13 protein-coding genes are annotated in these 15,303 nt (G+C 67.7%); 7 read left to right on the top strand and 6 right to left on the bottom strand.

The features are described from left to right. Positions 1-40: 40 nt before the first annotated feature. On the top strand, positions 41-592 hold the full coding sequence (locus CA2_RS17195; RefSeq protein ID WP_052369903.1) for a hypothetical protein: 552 nt from the start codon (positions 41-43) through the stop codon (positions 590-592). 148 nt (positions 593-740) lie between these two features. Next, the gene (gene cobT / locus CA2_RS09920; RefSeq protein ID WP_042416186.1) at positions 741-1,820 is read left to right on the top strand and encodes a nicotinate-nucleotide--dimethylbenzimidazole phosphoribosyltransferase; all 1,080 of its coding nucleotides are present in this window, start codon (positions 741-743) and stop codon (positions 1,818-1,820) included. 227 nt (positions 1,821-2,047) lie between these two features. Here the strand turns inward: cobT and CA2_RS09915 are convergent, their stop codons facing one another. From CA2_RS09915 to CA2_RS09905, 3 genes are all read right to left on the bottom strand, one after another. Continuing rightward, positions 2,048-3,355: an NAD(P)/FAD-dependent oxidoreductase gene (locus CA2_RS09915; RefSeq protein WP_042416111.1), complete on the bottom strand. Its 1,308-nt coding sequence runs from the start codon at positions 3,353-3,355 to the stop codon at positions 2,048-2,050. A 279-nt stretch (positions 3,356-3,634) separates the two neighbouring features. Further along, positions 3,635-5,074, bottom strand: a complete 1,440-nt coding sequence (locus CA2_RS09910; protein ID WP_042416108.1) for a sensor histidine kinase — start codon at positions 5,072-5,074, stop codon at positions 3,635-3,637. Beyond that, positions 5,071-5,769 (bottom strand): response regulator transcription factor, encoded by a 699-nt coding sequence (locus CA2_RS09905; RefSeq protein WP_042416181.1) that lies wholly within the window; start codon positions 5,767-5,769, stop codon positions 5,071-5,073. Before CA2_RS09905 ends, CA2_RS09910 begins: the two co-directional genes overlap by 4 nt. Before the next feature lie 176 nt (positions 5,770-5,945). Between CA2_RS09905 and CA2_RS09900 the strand changes: the two genes are divergently transcribed. The 3 genes from CA2_RS09900 (at position 5,946) to CA2_RS09890 (ending at position 9,090) form a co-directional block, all read left to right on the top strand. Next, positions 5,946-6,905, top strand: a complete 960-nt coding sequence (locus CA2_RS09900) for a Bug family tripartite tricarboxylate transporter substrate binding protein (RefSeq protein ID WP_042416178.1) — start codon at positions 5,946-5,948, stop codon at positions 6,903-6,905. 107 nt (positions 6,906-7,012) lie between these two features. Next, on the top strand, positions 7,013-7,567 hold the full coding sequence (locus tag CA2_RS09895; RefSeq protein WP_042416107.1) for a tripartite tricarboxylate transporter TctB family protein: 555 nt from the start codon (positions 7,013-7,015) through the stop codon (positions 7,565-7,567). Further along, positions 7,567-9,090 (top strand): tripartite tricarboxylate transporter permease, encoded by a 1,524-nt coding sequence (locus CA2_RS09890; RefSeq protein WP_042416104.1) that lies wholly within the window; start codon positions 7,567-7,569, stop codon positions 9,088-9,090. Before CA2_RS09895 ends, CA2_RS09890 begins: the two co-directional genes overlap by 1 nt. A gap of 112 nt (positions 9,091-9,202) precedes the next feature. Here CA2_RS09890 and nth read toward each other — a convergent pair whose 3' ends face one another. Beyond that, positions 9,203-9,853, bottom strand: a complete 651-nt coding sequence (nth, locus tag CA2_RS09885; protein WP_042416175.1) for an endonuclease III — start codon at positions 9,851-9,853, stop codon at positions 9,203-9,205. Between the two features lie 180 nt (positions 9,854-10,033). Between nth and CA2_RS09880 the strand changes: the two genes are divergently transcribed. Both CA2_RS09880 and CA2_RS09875 read left to right on the top strand, forming a co-directional pair. Then, the gene (locus CA2_RS09880) at positions 10,034-11,230 is read left to right on the top strand and encodes an aminotransferase-like domain-containing protein (RefSeq protein ID WP_042416101.1); all 1,197 of its coding nucleotides are present in this window, start codon (positions 10,034-10,036) and stop codon (positions 11,228-11,230) included. After that, positions 11,227-11,454 carry a SlyX family protein gene (locus tag CA2_RS09875; protein ID WP_042416097.1) on the top strand — a complete coding sequence of 76 codons (228 nt, stop codon included), beginning with the start codon at positions 11,227-11,229 and terminating at the stop codon, positions 11,452-11,454. Before CA2_RS09880 ends, CA2_RS09875 begins: the two co-directional genes overlap by 4 nt. A gap of 168 nt (positions 11,455-11,622) precedes the next feature. On the opposite strand, the gene CA2_RS09870 is transcribed toward CA2_RS09875, so the two are convergent. Together CA2_RS09870 and map are read right to left on the bottom strand one after the other, a co-directional pair. After that, positions 11,623-14,214, bottom strand: coding sequence for a [protein-PII] uridylyltransferase (locus tag CA2_RS09870; RefSeq protein WP_042416095.1), 2,592 nt, complete (start codon positions 14,212-14,214; stop codon positions 11,623-11,625). A gap of 169 nt (positions 14,215-14,383) precedes the next feature. Next, the gene (gene map, locus CA2_RS09865; RefSeq protein WP_042416091.1) at positions 14,384-15,199 is read right to left on the bottom strand and encodes a type I methionyl aminopeptidase; all 816 of its coding nucleotides are present in this window, start codon (positions 15,197-15,199) and stop codon (positions 14,384-14,386) included. Between the last annotated feature and the right edge of the window lie 104 nt (positions 15,200-15,303).

Here is a 15,303-nt window from a genome sequence, read left to right as displayed (position 1 = left end):
ATGCTGTTGGCATTGTTTGTCATCCAAGGAGAATGCTTTGATGAAGTTGCAATGGACCCCTTCCTGGCGCCTGGGCCTGTGCATGGTGGCACTGGCCGGCGCAAGCTTGGCCCAGGCGCAAACCGCTGCTCCCGCGTCCGCTCCCGCTGCGCTCACCCCTGGGGCGCACCACCCTGCAGCCCCCCACCATCCGGCCAAGGCGCCGCACCATCGCGCCATGCCGCACCACGGGACCCAGGGCACGGCCATGAGCCCGCAGCAGCGCGAGGCCGCGGCCGTCGCGGCGGAACAGCGCCGCGGGCAGGGGCCGGTCAACCCCCCGGGCATGGGCATGGATGAACTGCAGCGCAACGCCTTGCGCCGCTGCGACATCTTCAAGGAGCTGGACCGCAGTGCCTGTGTGGCGCGCGTGCAGCAACCGCAGCTCTCCGGCAGCGTCGAGGGCGGGGGGGTGATCCGCGAATACACCCAGACCATCGAGGTGCCCGCCGCACCGCCCGCCCAGCACCCCCACATGATGCAGCAGCCCATGCCGCACGCGCCCATGATGCAGCAGCCGATGCCCCAGCCCATGGAGCCGATGCGCAAGTAAGCGCCTGCGCTGCCCAGTACCCCCGACCCGGCCTGGCCGGGTTTTTTCTTGCCCGCGATTGATGTGGTGCGGGGCAAGGCCATGGACGCAGGCGCATACTTGGGCCCGGGCGCTGGAGCGCCTTTTTTGTGTGTGATGAGGGATGGAAATGTCGACCGTGATTCCTGACGTGGCTTCGATCGAGGACGCCACATTTGCCGCCCATGTGCAGGGCTTGCTGGACGTGAAGACCAAGCCCGTGGGCTCCCTGGGCGTGCTGGAGCAGCTGGCGCACCGCCTGGCCTGCATCCTGGGCAGCGACACCCCGGTGCTGGAGGCGCCGCAGATGGTGGTGTTTGCGGCCGACCATGGCCTGGCGGCGCGCGGTGTGTCGGCCTACCCCGTGGACGTGACCTGGCAGATGGTGGAGAACTTCATGGCCGGCGGCGCGGCCGTGAGCGTGCTGGCGCGCCAGCATGGCATTGCCCTGAATGTGGTGGACTGCGGCGTGGCGCGCGACTTTGCCGCCCGCGAGCAGGACCCCGAGGACAAGCTGCCCAAGGCCGGCCAGCCGCGCCTGTGGCGTCGCAAGGTGGCCTATGGCACGCAGGACTGCAGCCAGGGTCCAGCCATGACCGAGCAGGAATGCGCGCTGGCCATCCGCAACGGGGTGGAGCTGGTCAAGCGCCTGCCGGGCAATGCCTTGCTGCTGGGCGAGATGGGGATTGGCAACACCTCCACCGCCTCGCTGCTGCTGTCGCGGCTGTGCGGTGTGTCCGTGGCGGAGGTCACGGGCATGGGCACGGGCCTGGATCCGCAGGGCGTGCAACGCAAGATCGCTTTGCTGCTGCAGGTGCTGCAGACGCATGCCGCCGTGACCGAGCCGCTGCCGGTGCTGGCCGCCATGGGTGGGCTGGAGGTGGCGACCATGGTCGGCGCCGTGCTGCAGGCCGCGGCCGAGCGGCGCGTGATCGTGGTCGATGGCTTCATCACCACGGCGGCGGTGCTGGTGGCCAGCCGCCTGCAGCCTGCGGTGCTGCAGCGCTGCGTGTACGCCCACCGCTCCGGCGAGCCCGGCCACACCCTGCTGCTGCAGGCGCTGGGTGCGCGGCCCTTGCTGGACTGGCAGTTGCGCCTGGGCGAGGGTTCCGGGGCGGCGGCAGCCTGGCCGCTGCTGCCCGCGGCCTGCGCCATCCTGCGCGAGATGGCCAGCTTCACCTCGGCCGGCGTGGCTACCAAGGCCGGCTGAAGCTTTTTCAAAAAAAGGAGCTGACTGCGCGCCTTCCGCCTGCATTTCAAAGCGAATCGTTCTGAAAAGCGCGGAGGGGCTGCGTGGTCAGCTCCATTTTTTATACCCACTAGCGTGACCCCTGGTACGTCGTTGCTGGGCCTGGTCGTACGCGGGGACTGCCTGCGGCTTTACGCTGCGTCTCGGACGCCAATCTTCGATGGGCTGGGGGTTAGCGGCGCTTGGGGTCAATCCAGCCGGATGGTGGGGCGCAGGCGGGAGTTCATCAAATCCACCAGCCACAGCAGGCCGCCGCGCCAGAAGCCGTACAGGCGCGCCTGGTGCGAGCGGTACAGCCAGATGTGGCTGAGCATGGCCAGCCGGCCCTTGATCATGCCGCCGTTGAACAGCCCGAACTTGCCCAGCGAGCCATAGGCGTCGTAGTTGGCCAGCGACACCAGCGCCCCGAAGTCGCGGTAGGCAAAGCCCTTGCCGGCATACGGCTGGCGGCTGGCCAGCACCTTGGGCAGCAGTTCGATCAGGTAGCGCGCCTGCTGGTGGGCCACCTGGGCGGTGGGCGGCAGCGGTGTGCTCTGGCCGGGCAGGGTGTAGCTGGCGCAGTCGCCCACGGCGTAGATGTCGGGGTCGGCGGTCTGCAGGTCGTCGTTCACGATCAACTGGTTGCCGCGCGTGACGGGCAGGCCCAGTTGGGCCAGGAAACTGGGCGCCTTCACGCCGGCGGCCCAGACGCTGAGCCCGGCGGGGATGACCTCGTCGCCATCCAGCAGCAGGCCGTTGGCCAGTGCCGCCTGCACGCGGCGGCCGACCAGCACCCGCACGCCCAGGTGCTCCAGGCGCTGCTGGGTGGCCTGGGAGATCTCCTCGGGGAAGCTGGGCAGGATGCGCGGCCCGGCCTCGATCAGCACGATGCGGAATTTGGCGGCCCGCCCCAGCGCGCCATAGGCTTCGGCGCTTTCGGACAGCTGCACCAGCTCGGCTGCCAGCTCCACGCCGGTGGCGCCGGCGCCGACGATGGCCACCTGCAGGGTCTCGCCCTCGGTCATGCCGCGCACCATGCGCAGGCGGATTTCGCGGTTGAAGTCGTCGGCCTTGCGGCGCGAATCGATCATGTAGCAATGCTCCAGCACGCCGGGCGTGCCGAAGTCGTTGGCCCCGCTGCCGACAGCGATGACCAGCTTGTCGTAACCGATGCGGCGCGCGGGCACCATTTCACGCCCGTCGGGGGCACAGATGGCGGACAGGATGATTTCCTTGCGTGCGCGGTCCAGCCCTTCCATGGCGCCGGGCTGGTAGGCGAAGCGGGCGTCCGTGGCCTGGGCCAGGTAGGTGGTCTGCTGCTGCGCCAGGTCGCGCGTGCCGGCGGCAATCGTGTGCAGCATGGGCTTCCAGACGTGGGCGGAATCGGCATCGACCAGGGTCACCGAGGCGGTGTGCGGGTCGCGCAGCTTGCCCAGTGCCGAGGCGATTTCCAGCCCCGCGACCCCACCCCCCACGATCACGACCCGTGCGGCCTTGTCCTGCTGCGCTTCACCCATTGTTGTTTCCTGCCTGTGCTATCGAATGTTGTTGCGGCTGCGCGCATGCACCCGGCATGCGCGGCGAAACGGGCATTCTGCTGATATTTTTGATAGCGCGATGTGCAGGATGGGCTTAGGATTGCTTGGGATTTATGTCTTACAGCAGAGTGCTTCGCTATGCATAGCGCCCCAGGCGCATGGGCCGGGCGGGCGTTGCGGCCACCGTTCCCCGGGCCCGCAAAAACCGGGCGATAACCGCTCAGGGTTCGAGGTTATTGCGGGCGCGGGCGGCCGCCCTCAGGCGCCCTCGGCCGGGGCCATGGGCAGGCAGGCCATGGCCTCCAGGCCCAGGATGCGCGGGCCCTGCTGGCGGTTGTGCAGCTCCAGGCGGCCGTGCAGCGCCTGGACGATTTCCAGGCAGATGGCCAGCCCCAGGCCGGAGCCATTGCGCGTGTCCCCGGCCGAAAACGGCTGGTACAGGCGCTGCAGCAGCTCTTCGGACAGGCCCGGGCCCTGGTCGATGATGTGCAGGCAGGCGTGCTGCCTGTCGGCCTGCGGGGTCAGCGTGACCAGCAGGGCGCTGCCCGGTGGCGCATGGCGGATGGCGTTGTGCAGCAGGTTGCGCACCAGCTCGCGCAGCATCCATTCGTGTGCGGACAGCGGCACGGGCGTGTCGGCGCGCAGCTCGAAGTCCAGCATCTTGTCGGCGATCAGCGGGGCCAGGTCCAGCGCCACCTCGCGCACGATGGCGTCCCAGCCGGTGGCGGTGGCGGCCTGCGGCTGCTGGCGCAGCTGTTCCACCTTGGCCAGCGACAGCATCTGGTTGGCCAGCTGCGTGGCACGGTCCACGGTGGCCTCGAGTTCCTGCAAGGCCGTGGCGGGCGGCATGTCGCCCTGGCGGGCCGACTGCACCTGCACCTTCAGCACCGCCAGCGGGGTGCGCAGCTGGTGCGAGGCATCGCGCACAAAGCGCTTTTGGTGGCTGAGCAGTTCGCGCAGGCGCTCGATGGCGCGGTTCATGCCGTCGATCCAGGGCTGCAGCTCACGCGGCACGGCGTCGCGCTGCAGCGGTTGGAAATTATGGTGCGGCCGCTGGCCGATGGCGTGGCCGACCTCGCGCACGGCGCGCGTGACGCGCTGCACGACGATCATGATGGTCAGCACCAGCAGGCCCAGGAGCACGGCGTTCTGCCACAGGGTCTCGGTCAGTAGGTTCCAGGCCAGGTTGTGGCGCAGCTGCAGGGTTTCGGCCACCTGGATCACGGCCATGCTGCGCCCCGTGGCGCTGGACACGGGTTGCAGCAGCACGGCGATGCGCACCGGCTGGTCGCGGTAGCTGCTGTCGTAGAAGTCCACCAGGGCCGCGTAGGGGGGCTGGGCCGGGATGCTGCCGCGCCAGAAGGGCAGGTCGTCAAAGCCGGAGATCAGCTGCCCATCCAGGCTGGACACGCGGTAGTACAGGCGCGTGTGGGTGTCGGCCTCGAAGGCCTCCAGCGCCGAATACGGCACCAGCGCGTGGATGCGGGCGTGCTCGTCATAGCCGTCCACGTCCAGCTGCTCGCCGATCGTCTTGGCCGAGGCCAGCAGCGTGCGGTCGTAGGCGGTGTGCAGCGCCTGCAGCGAGGCGCGGTAGGACCACAGCATGTTCAGCGCGATACAGGCGATCACCGGCAGCAAGATGCCCACCAGCAGCTGGCTGCGCAAGGACCAGATGCCGCGGTGCTGGGCCTCGCTCATGCCGCGGCCCCCGGCGGCGTGGGCTTGAGCAGGTAGCCCAGGCCGCGCAGCGTGACCAGGTCCATGCCGGTGCCGGACAGCTTCTTGCGCAGGCGGTAGACCACCACCTCGATGGCTTCGTACTTGACGTCGACCTCGCCGGGGAAGACCAGCTCGTACAGGCGCTCCTTGGCGATGGCCTGGCCCGGGCGTGCCAGCAGGGCCAGCATCAGCGCCCGCTCGCGCGGCGTGAAGTCCATGGGCAGGCCCAGGTGGTAGATGGCGCCGCTGGCGCGGTCCAGGCGCAGGGTGCCGAAGCTGTCATGGTCGGCCTGGGCGGAGGTGCCGCCCGCGCCCTGGGCGCGCCGCTCCAGGGCACGCAGGCGTGCTTCCAGTTCGTCCAGGTCGAAGGGCTTGGCCAGGTAGTCGTCGGCCCCGGCGTTCAGGCCCAGCACGCGGTCGCCCACGGTGCTGCGCGCGGTCAGGATCAGCACCGGCGTGGTGGCGCGCAGCGCGCGCAGGTGCTCCAGCACCTGCAGGCCATCCTGGCCGGGCAGCGTCAGGTCCAGCACCACCACGTCGGGTTGCAGGGCCTGCCACTGCGGGATGGCCTGCAGCCCGTCCGCGCACAGGCTGACATGGATGCCGCGGCGCGCCAGGGCGCGCTGCAGGCTGGTTTGCATGGCGGGATCGTCTTCGACCAGGAGAATGTGCATGGGCGGCACGTTAGCACTGCGGCGACCGGGTTTTGTCGCTGTGCAGCTTGGGGTTTTCACGGCCCCTGCAGGACAGCCATTTGACAGGCAGTCGCCGCATCATGCTGCTCAAGCAGTGCAGGTTGCGGCTGGTGCTGCTTTTCCTGACGACGAACCTATAAACAGGAGACAAGATGATGCGACGCGATACTTTCTTGAAGAGCATGGCTGCCCTGGCGGTGGCCGGCACCGTCCCCACCAGCTGGGCCCAGGCTGCTGCCATGAAGATGATGCTGCCCGCCAATCCCGGTGGCGGCTGGGACACCACGGGCCGTGCTCTGGGCAAGGCCTTGCAGGATGCGGGTGTGGCCTCGTCGGTGACCTATGACAACAAGGGCGGCGCGGCCGGTGCCATCGGCCTGGCGCAGTTCGTCAACGGCAGCAAGAACGATGCGAACGCCCTGATGGTGATGGGCGCGGTCATGCTGGGCGGCATCATCACCGGCAAGCCCCCGGTGACCCTCAAGCAGGTGACGCCCCTGGCGCGACTGACCAGCGAATACAACGTGTTCGTGCTGCCCGCCAATTCGCCGTTCAAGAACATGGGCGAGGTGATCGCCCAGCTCAAGAAAGACCCCGGCAGTGTGAAGTGGGGTGGTGGCTCGCGCGGATCGACCGAGCACATTGCGGCTGCAATGATTGCCAAGGCCGTGGGCGTGGACCCCGCCAAGATCAACTACGTGGCTTTCCGTGGGGGCGGCGAGGCGATCTCGGCCATCCTGGGTGGCAACGTCACCATCGGCGGCAGCGGCTACAGCGAGTTTGCCGAGTACATCGCCAGCGGCAAGATGAAGCCCGTGGGCGTGACTTCGGCCGAGCGCCTGCCGTCGCTGGACGTACCCACGCTGAAGGAGCAGGGCATTGACGTGGAAATCGGCAACTGGCGCGGTGTCTACGGCGCCCCCGGCATCAGCAAGCAGCAGCGCGACGAGCTGATCGCCAAGCTGGAAAAGGCCACCAAGAGCGCGGTCTGGCAGGAAGCCCTGAAGAAGAACGACTGGACCCCGGCATGGCTGGCCGGCGATGCCTTCGCCACCTTTGTGGACAAGGAGTTCAGCAGCCTGCAAGACACCATGACCCGCGCCGGCATGGTGTAACGCGCGGTCCTGCAGCACGGTGCGTGCGCCGTGCTGCAGAACTTGATAGCTGAAAGCGCTTGCTGCACAAGCGCTAGAGCCTGATTTCTCTCTTAAAGGAGCTCTGCATGTCTGAGAGCTTGAACCCTGTGCCCGCCGAGCCGGCCTGGCACAGTGCAATTCCGTCCGCGCGCTGGCAAGCCGCCGTGGGCGTGGGGGTGGTGCTGGTCGCCGTGGGCATGGGCGTCGGTGCCAGCCAGATTGCCGGCGACGCCGGCTACGGCGGAGTAGGCCCCAGTTTTCTGCCCTGGTTGTGTGCCGCAGTGCTGGCCCTGTGCGGCGTCTGGCTGGTGTGGGAGGCCCTGACTGGGGGTTACCGCAAGGCAGGTGAGCCCGGCGGCAGTGCCAAGGCCGATGTCGGCCCCTTCGTCTGGGTCTCTGCGGGTCTGCTGCTCAATGCCGGACTGATCGAGCACCTGGGCTTCATCATCAGCTGCACGCTGTGCTTCACCCTGGCCGTGCAAGGCCTGCGCCGGGCCCAGGGCCAGACGGGCACCCTGAGCGGCAAGGCCCTGCTCAAGGACGTGCTGGTGGGCTTCACGATTGCGGCCCCTGTGTTCTGGGCCTTCACACAGTTCCTGGCCATCAACCTGCCAGGTCTGACGGAAACAGGGTGGCTGTGATGGACATGTTCGACGCACTGATGCAAGGCTTTGCCACGGCGGCCACTCCGATCAATCTGCTGTGGGCGCTGCTGGGCTGCGCCCTGGGCACGGCCGTGGGCGTGCTGCCGGGCATCGGCCCCGCCGTGGCCGTGGCCATGCTGCTGCCAATCACGGCCAAGGTGGAAATCACCGCCTCCATGATCTTCTTCTCGGGCATCTACTACGGTGCCATGTACGGGGGCTCGACCACCTCCATCTTGCTGAACACGCCGGGGGAAACCGCCAGCATGGTCACGGCCATGGAGGGCAACAAGATGGCCAAGAGTGGCCGCGCCGGCGCGGCGCTGGCCACGGCGGCCATCGGCTCCTTCGTGGCGGGCACGGTGGCCACCGTGGTGGTGACGCTGTTCGCGCCCACTGTGGCGGACTTTGCCGTGCGCCTGGGCCCGCCCGAGTACTTCATGCTGATGGTGCTGGCCTTCACCACCGTGAGCGCGGTGCTGGGGCAAAGCAGCCTGCGCGGCATGACGGCCTTGTTCGTCGGCCTGGCCCTGGGGTGCGTGGGCATGGACCAGATCACCGGTTCGGCCCGTTACACCGGCGGCAAGATGGAACTGATGGACGGCGTGGACATCGTGCTGGTGGCCGTGGGCCTGTTCGCCGTGGCTGAGGTGCTGTACGCCGCCCTGTACGAAGGCAAGGTCGACCAGTCGCAGAACAAGGTGACGCGCGTGCACATGACGCGCCGTGACTGGAAGCGTTCCGTGCCGGCCTGGCTGCGCGGCACCATCATCGGCACGCCGTTTGGCTGCATTCCCGCCGGCGGGACGGAGATCCCGACCTTCCTGAGCTACGCCACCGAGAAGAAGCTGGCCAAGGGCGAGGACAAGGCCGAGTTCGGCGGCAAGGGCGCCATCGAAGGCGTGGCCGGTCCCGAGGCGGCCAACAACGCCACGGTGACGGCGGCGCTGATTCCGCTGCTGACCCTGGGCATTCCCACCAGCAACACCACGGCAGTGCTGCTGGGCGCGTTCCAGAACTACGGTATCAACCCCGGGCCCCAGCTGTTCAGCAGCGCCGGTGCCCTGGTGTGGGCGCTGATCGCCTCGCTGTACATCGGCAACCTGATGCTGCTGGTGCTGAACCTGCCCATGGTGGGCCTGTGGGTGAAGCTGCTGAAGATTCCCCGCCCACAGCTGTACGCCGGGATCCTGATTTTCGCCACCGTCGGTGCCTATGGCATGCGCCAGAGCACGTTCGATTTGTTCCTGCTGTATGGCATTGGTCTGCTGGGCGTGCTGATGCGCCGCTTTGACTTCCCAACGGCCCCCGTGGTGGTCGGCATGATCCTGGGCCCGCTGGCCGAAGCCCAGATGCGCAACGCCGTGTCGATCGGCGAGGGCAGCTTCTGGATCTTCCTGCAGCGCCCTATGTCGCTCACGCTGGTGGTGATCGTGCTGCTGGTGCTGATCGTGCCACGTGCGCTGCAGTACTGGGCGGCCCGCCGTGCCGTGCAACGCCACGATTTCGCGGCCCACTGAACGGTCTGCCGTTGACCCTTCCAAGCCCCGCTGTGCGGGGCTTTTTTCATGGGTTGAACCCGCAGCACTGGGCCCGTGGTGCGGAGGGCGTTCAGGCGTTGCGGGCCCGGGCCTAGGCGCGTCCGGTGGGTGCTACGGTCTTGGGCTTGAAATCGCAGTGCGCCGCGACCAGGCATTCCCAGCACTTGGGCTTGCGCGCCTGGCAGACGTAGCGTCCCAGCAGGATCAGCCAGTGGTGCGAGTCCACGGCAAATTCGTCCGGCACCCGTTGGAGCAGCTGCTTTTCCACCTCCAGCGGGGTCTTGCCGGGCGCCAGACCGGTGCGGTTGCTGACGCGGAAGATGTGCGTGTCCACCGCCATCGTCGGCTGGCCGAAGGCCACGTTCAGGACCACGTTGGCCGTCTTGCGGCCCACGCCGGGCAGGGCCTCCAGGGCTTCGCGCGTGGCGGGCACCTGGCCGCCATGCTGGTCAACCAGGATGCGGCAGGCGGCCATCAGGTGCTTGGCCTTGCTGCGGTACAGGCCGATGGTCTTGATGTAGCCCTCCAGCCCCTCCAGGCCCAGGTCCAGGATGGCCTGCGGCGTGTTGGCCACCGGAAACAGCTTGCGCGTGGCCTTGTTGACGCCCACGTCCGTGGCCTGGGCCGACAGCAGCACGGCCGCCAGCAGCTCGAAGACGGTGGTGTATTCCAGCTCGGTCTGCGGGCTGGGGTTGGCGTCGCGCAGCAGGGTGAAGAAGGGAACGATCTCGGATTTTTTCATGGCGCTCGGTGGGGATGGTTGCTGCGGATTTTCCTTCAAGCGCCGGGCGGCGGTGGCCGGCCATGGCGCGGCGCGGCCTGTGGCAGGCGCGATAATGCAGCGCATAGGCGGCAGGCCGCCGCCGGCCTGGTGCACAGCCCCGGCACCAGGCACTGGATTTTTACCGAGAGGACATGCTCCATGCAGTTTGCACAACGTTTGGACAACGTAGAAACATCCGCGATCCGTGAATTATTCAAGCTGCTGGGCAAGCCCGGGATCATCAGTTTTGCCGGGGGCTTTCCCGACAGCGCCATGTTCGACGTGGCGGGCATCCAGGACGCCGCGCAGAAGGCCCTGGCCCAGGACGCCGGCCTGGCCCTGCAGTACGGCGCGACCGAAGGCTTCATGCCGCTGCGCGAACAGCTGGCCGCCTTCACCGCGGCCAAGGGCGCCAAGGATGTGTACGCCGACAACCTGGTCGTGACCACGGGCAGCCAGCAGGCGCTGGACCTGCTGGGCAAGTGCATGATCTCGCCCGGCGACAAGGTGATCGTCGAAGGCCCGACCTTCCTGGCCACCATCCAGTGCTTCCGCCTGTACGGCGCCGAAGTGATCAGCGCGCCCATCGACAGCCAGGGCGTGATCGTGGACGAGCTGGAAAAGCTGATCGCCGAGCACCAGCCCAAGCTGGTCTACCTGATCCCCACCTTCGGCAATCCCAGCGGCGCCACGCTGAGCCTGGAGCGCCGTCAGCGCGTGCTGGAGCTGGCCGTGAAGTACCAGACCCTGGTGGTCGAGGACGACCCGTATGGCGACCTGTACTTCGACGCTCCCCCGCCCGCCAGCCTGCTGGCGCTGTCCAGCGAGGTGCCCGGCAGCCGTGACTGGCTGGCGCACTGCGGCTCGCTGTCCAAGGTGCTCAGCCCCGGCCTGCGCATCGGCTGGCTGATCGCCCCGCCCGAGCTGCTGGCCAAGGCCGTGATGTGCAAGCAGTTCAGCGACGCCCACACCAGCACCTTTGCCCAGGCCACCGCGGCGCACTACCTGCTGGCCGGCCACATGCCCGCCACGCTGGCCAAGGTGCGCAAGGTCTATGCCCAGCGCGCCCAGACCATGATGGCGGCGCTGCGCAGCGAGCTGGGCGATGCCGTGGCATTCACCGAGCCGCTGGGCGGCCTGTTCCTGTGGGTGCGCCTGACCGGCGCGCACGGTGCGCTGGCCGATGCCAACGTGCTGGCCAAGCAGGCCATCGCGCAGGGCGTGGCCTTTGTGCCGGGGGCGCCGTTCTTCAGCCAGCACCCCGACCTGTCCACCTTCCGCCTGTCGTTCGCGACGGCGGACGAGGACAAGATCCGCGAAGGCGTGGCACGCCTGGCCAAGGCGCTGCGGGCATGAGCGTGCAGCCCACGCCCGAGGCGCTGGAGGCGCGCATCATGGACCTGGAGGTGAAGGCCAGCTACACCGACGATCTGTTGGAGCAGCTGAACATGACCATCTACCGCCAGCAGCAGCAGATCGACGCGCTGATCAACGAGGTGCGACAACTGCGCCAGCAGGTGCCGGAAGGCGGGCAGGGCGCGCCGCGCAATCTGCGCGACGAGCTGCCACCGCACTATTGAGCGGTGTGGCGCACGGGCCTGCAGGGGCCCGGTGCCGGTGGAGCCACTTCCACGAACAGAGCGCCTAGCGCAGGTCCTGCAAGGCTTTCAGAGTCAAAATCCTCTGAAATCCTTGTCAAGCCTGCGCCAGGCGCTCTTTTTTTCTTCGGGCCGCGTGCAGGCCGTGGCTCACTCCTGCAGCATCTGCACCAACTGGGTTTCGATCAGCAGTTGCTGGGCGTTGCTGTTCAGCCGCGGGCCTTGCACCAGGAAGCTGTCTTCCACGCGCTCGCCCAGGGTGGAGACCTTGGCCAGCTGCACGCTCAAACCGTGCGCCGCCAGGATGCGCGCCACGGAATAAAGCAGGCCGGCGCGGTCGCTGGCCGAGATGTTGAGCAGCCAGCTCTGCGCCTTGTCGTCCGGCGTGAGCGTGACGCGCGGCACCATGGGGAAGCTGCGCACGCGCCGCGACAGGCGGCGCTTGCCGGGCTCGGGCAGCGGCTCCTTGCTGAGGATGGCCTGGGGCAGGCCGTTTTCGATCAGCGTCGTCAGCTCGCGGTAGTGCATCTGCAACTGCTCGGAGGCGATCTGGAAGGTGTCCAGCGCATAGCCATTGCGCGCCGTGTGGATGCGGGCGTCCACCACCATCAGGCCGGCGTTGTCGAAGTAGCCACAGATGCGGGCGAACAGGTCGGACTGGTCCGGGGCGTACACCAGCACCTGCACGCCTTCGCCCACCAGGGACTGGCGCGCGCGCACCACGGGCGCCGGGCTGCCCACGTGGCGTGACAGCTGGCGCGCATGCCAGGCGATGTCGGCCGGCTCGTGGCGCATGAAGTAGCTCACATCCAGCGTGTCCCACAGCGCCTTGTGCGACTCGTAGGGCTGGGCCGTCAGGGCCAGGGCCACCTGGGCCTCGCGCTTGCGCGCCTCCACCAGGGCGGCGGCATCGGGCGCGCGCCCGCCCAGCACGCGCAGCGTGGCGTGGTACAGGTCTTCCAGCAGCTTGCCCTTCCAGGCGTTCCAGACCTTGGGGCTGGTGCCGCGGATGTCGGCCACGGTCAGCAGGTACAGCGCCGTCAGGCGGCGCTCGGTGCCCACGCGGTCGGCAAAGGCGCGGATCACGTCCGGGTCGCTGGTGTCCTGCTTTTGCGCCACGGTGCTCATCTGCAGGTGCTCGCGCACCAGGAATTCGACCAGCTCGGCGTCCTCGGCGGCCATGTTGTGCTGGCGGGCGAAGCGCCGCACCTCGATGGCGCCGATCTCGGAGTGGTCGCCGCCGCGGCCCTTGCCGATGTCGTGGAACAGCGCTGCCAGGTACAGCAGCCAGGGCTTGTCCCAGCCGCTGGCCAGTTGCGAGCACAGCGGGTACTCGTGCACGTGCTCGGCCATGAAGAAGCGCCGCATGTTGCGCAGCACCATCAGCGTGTGCTGGTCCACGGTGTAGACGTGGAACAGGTCGTGCTGCATCTGGCCCACGATGCGGCGGAAGGACCACAGGTACCGCCCCAGCACCGAGGTGGCGTTCATCAGCCGGAAGGCATGGGTCTGGCCGCGCGGTTCCTGCAGGATCTGCATGAAGGTGTCGCGGTTCACCGGGTCCTGGCGGAAGGTGTTGTCCATCAGGTCGCGCGCGCTGTACAGGGCGCGCAGCGTGCGCGCCGACAGGTCGCGCAGGCCGGGCGACTTCTGGTAGGTCAGGAAGGTCGCCAGGATGGCCTGCGGGTCTTTCTGGTACAGGTCGTCGCTGGCCACCTCGATCAGCCCGTCCTTGTCGAAGAAGCGGTCGTCGATGCGCTTGAGCTCGGCGTTGTTCGGGTACAGGTGCTCCTCGATGTTCAGCAGCAGGATCTGCTGCAGCTGCATCACCGCCTTGGCCGCCCAGTAGTAGCGGCGCATCAGCACCTCGCTGGCACGCACGGGCATGGTCTCGCCCACGGGCGTGTGGCTCTGGATGCCGAAGGACTCGGCGACGGCGGTCTGCAAATCGAAGATCAGCCGGTCCTCGTGCCGGCCCGACAGGGCGTGCAGCTTGGCGCGGATCAGGCTCAGCGTGGCCTCGTTGCGCTCCAGCTGCGTGGCCTCGAACTCGGTGGCAATGCCGCTGGCCGCCAGCTCGCGCCAGTTGCTGCCCAGACCGGCCGCCTGCGCCACCCACAGGATGGTGTGCAGGTCGCGCAGGCCGCCGGGTGATTCCTTGCAGTTGGGCTCCAGCGAATAGGGCGTGCCCTCGTGCTTGATGTGGCGCTGGCGCAGCTCCAGCGTCTTGGCGGTGAAGAAGGCCTTGGGGTTGAGCGAGGCGCGGTACTGGCGCTGGAACTCGGCAAACAGTGCCGCATCGCCGTCGATCAGCCGGGCTTCCAGCAGCGAGGTCTGCACGGTCACATCGTTCTGTGCCTCGGCCACGCATTCGCTGATGGTGCGCACGCTGGAGCCGATTTCCAGGCCCGCATCCCAGCAGGCGCCGATGAAGCGCTCCAGGTCCTCCTTCAGCGGGGCGTGCCCCTCGGTGCTGTGGCCGGGCAGCAGCAACAGCACGTCCACGTCGGAGGCGGGGAACAACTGCTCGCGGCCATAGCCGCCCACGGCCACCAGGGCCACCTCGGCCGGCAGCCCGCTGGCCGCGCGGATGGCACACAGGTGCTGGTCGGTCAGCCGCGAGAGCTTTTGCAGCACGCTGCGGATGCCCCGGGTGCTGCTGGCAGGGGTGCGCAAGGCGTCGGTGAGGGTCGCCTTGTCCTGGCGGTAGGCAGTGCGCAGGGCGCCGAGTTCGATGTTCATGGCAAGAAAGACCTGTCAGGCAAAAACTGGACCACAGGCAAGCAAGAAATATGCAAGGCGTGGCGGCGGCATGGACCTGGAGCCCGAGTGTGCACGATCCCGCCATGAAAAAAGGCAGTCCGCCTGCAGCGGGACTGCCTTGTCACTGGGCGTCAGGGCCGGTGCCGCATCAGGTGCGGATGCCGCTGATGAAGTCCGGCGGCGTGGGCGAGCCCTCGGACCAGGTCAGGATGTCGTAGCCGGTCTTGGTCACGGCCAGCATCAGTTCCCACTGGGCCGACAGGCTGCGGTCCTTGGTGATGATGGTCCAGCCGTCGTTGCCCAGTTCCTTCACCTCGCGCTTGCCCAGGTTCAGCATGGGCTCGATGGTGAAGACCATGCCTTCTTCCAGCACCGTGCCCGTGCCGGGCTTGCCGTAGTGCAGCACCTGGGGTTCTTCGTGGAATTTCTGGCCGATGCCGTGGCCGCAGTATTCGCGCACCACCGACAGGTTGTGCTTTTCGGCAAAAGTTTGGATGGCGTGGCCAATATCGCCCAGCGTGGCGCCGGGCTTGACTTGCTGGATGCCCAGCCACATGGCTTCAAAGGTCAGCTTGGACAGGCGCTTGCCGGCGATGGTGCCCTCGCCGATCATGAACATGCGGCTGTTGTCGCCGTACCAGCCGTCTTCGGTGATGACGGTGACGTCCACGTTGATGATGTCGCCCTTCTTCAGCGGCTTGTCGTTCGGGATGCCGTGGCACACCACGTGGTTGGGCGAGGTGCACAGGTGGCCGGGGTAGGGAGGGTAGCCCGGGGGCTGGTAGCCGATGGTGGCGGACCGGGTGCCCTGCTGGGCCATGCACTCGGCGCCCAGGCGGTCGATCTCTGCGGTGGTGATGCCGGGCTTGATGTGGGGGGTGATGTAGTCCAGCACTTCCGAAGCCAGTCGGCCTGCAATGCGCATGCGCTCGATGTCTTGCGGGGTTTTGATGGTGATGCTCATGCCCTGGATTATTCCATCGGCCGGCTTTCGGTGGCGGCACAGGCCCGTTTGGGGAAGTTGCTAGCAGGGTGTTGGCGATTGTGTGCAAAGCATGTGTCTATTCC

This window comes from Comamonas aquatica NBRC 14918 (genome assembly GCF_000739875.1).
GTDB classification, from domain to species: domain Bacteria; phylum Pseudomonadota; class Gammaproteobacteria; order Burkholderiales; family Burkholderiaceae_C; genus Comamonas; species Comamonas aquatica.
This window is presented reverse-complemented; position numbering and strand designations above follow the sequence as displayed.

Coding starts and splice junctions, on each gene's coding strand:
- CA2_RS17195 (WP_052369903.1), top strand. CDS start 41: ATGAAGTTGCAATGGACCCCTTCCTGGCGCCTGGGCCTGTGCATGGTG.
- cobT (WP_042416186.1), top strand. CDS start 741: ATGTCGACCGTGATTCCTGACGTGGCTTCGATCGAGGACGCCACATTT.
- CA2_RS09915 (WP_042416111.1), bottom strand. CDS start 3,355: ATGGGTGAAGCGCAGCAGGACAAGGCCGCACGGGTCGTGATCGTGGGG.
- CA2_RS09910 (WP_042416108.1), bottom strand. CDS start 5,074: ATGAGCGAGGCCCAGCACCGCGGCATCTGGTCCTTGCGCAGCCAGCTG.
- CA2_RS09905 (WP_042416181.1), bottom strand. CDS start 5,769: ATGCACATTCTCCTGGTCGAAGACGATCCCGCCATGCAAACCAGCCTG.
- CA2_RS09900 (WP_042416178.1), top strand. CDS start 5,946: ATGCGACGCGATACTTTCTTGAAGAGCATGGCTGCCCTGGCGGTGGCC.
- CA2_RS09895 (WP_042416107.1), top strand. CDS start 7,013: ATGTCTGAGAGCTTGAACCCTGTGCCCGCCGAGCCGGCCTGGCACAGT.
- CA2_RS09890 (WP_042416104.1), top strand. CDS start 7,567: ATGGACATGTTCGACGCACTGATGCAAGGCTTTGCCACGGCGGCCACT.
- nth (WP_042416175.1), bottom strand. CDS start 9,853: ATGAAAAAATCCGAGATCGTTCCCTTCTTCACCCTGCTGCGCGACGCC.
- CA2_RS09880 (WP_042416101.1), top strand. CDS start 10,034: ATGCAGTTTGCACAACGTTTGGACAACGTAGAAACATCCGCGATCCGT.
- CA2_RS09875 (WP_042416097.1), top strand. CDS start 11,227: ATGAGCGTGCAGCCCACGCCCGAGGCGCTGGAGGCGCGCATCATGGAC.
- CA2_RS09870 (WP_042416095.1), bottom strand. CDS start 14,214: ATGAACATCGAACTCGGCGCCCTGCGCACTGCCTACCGCCAGGACAAG.
- map (WP_042416091.1), bottom strand. CDS start 15,199: ATGAGCATCACCATCAAAACCCCGCAAGACATCGAGCGCATGCGCATT.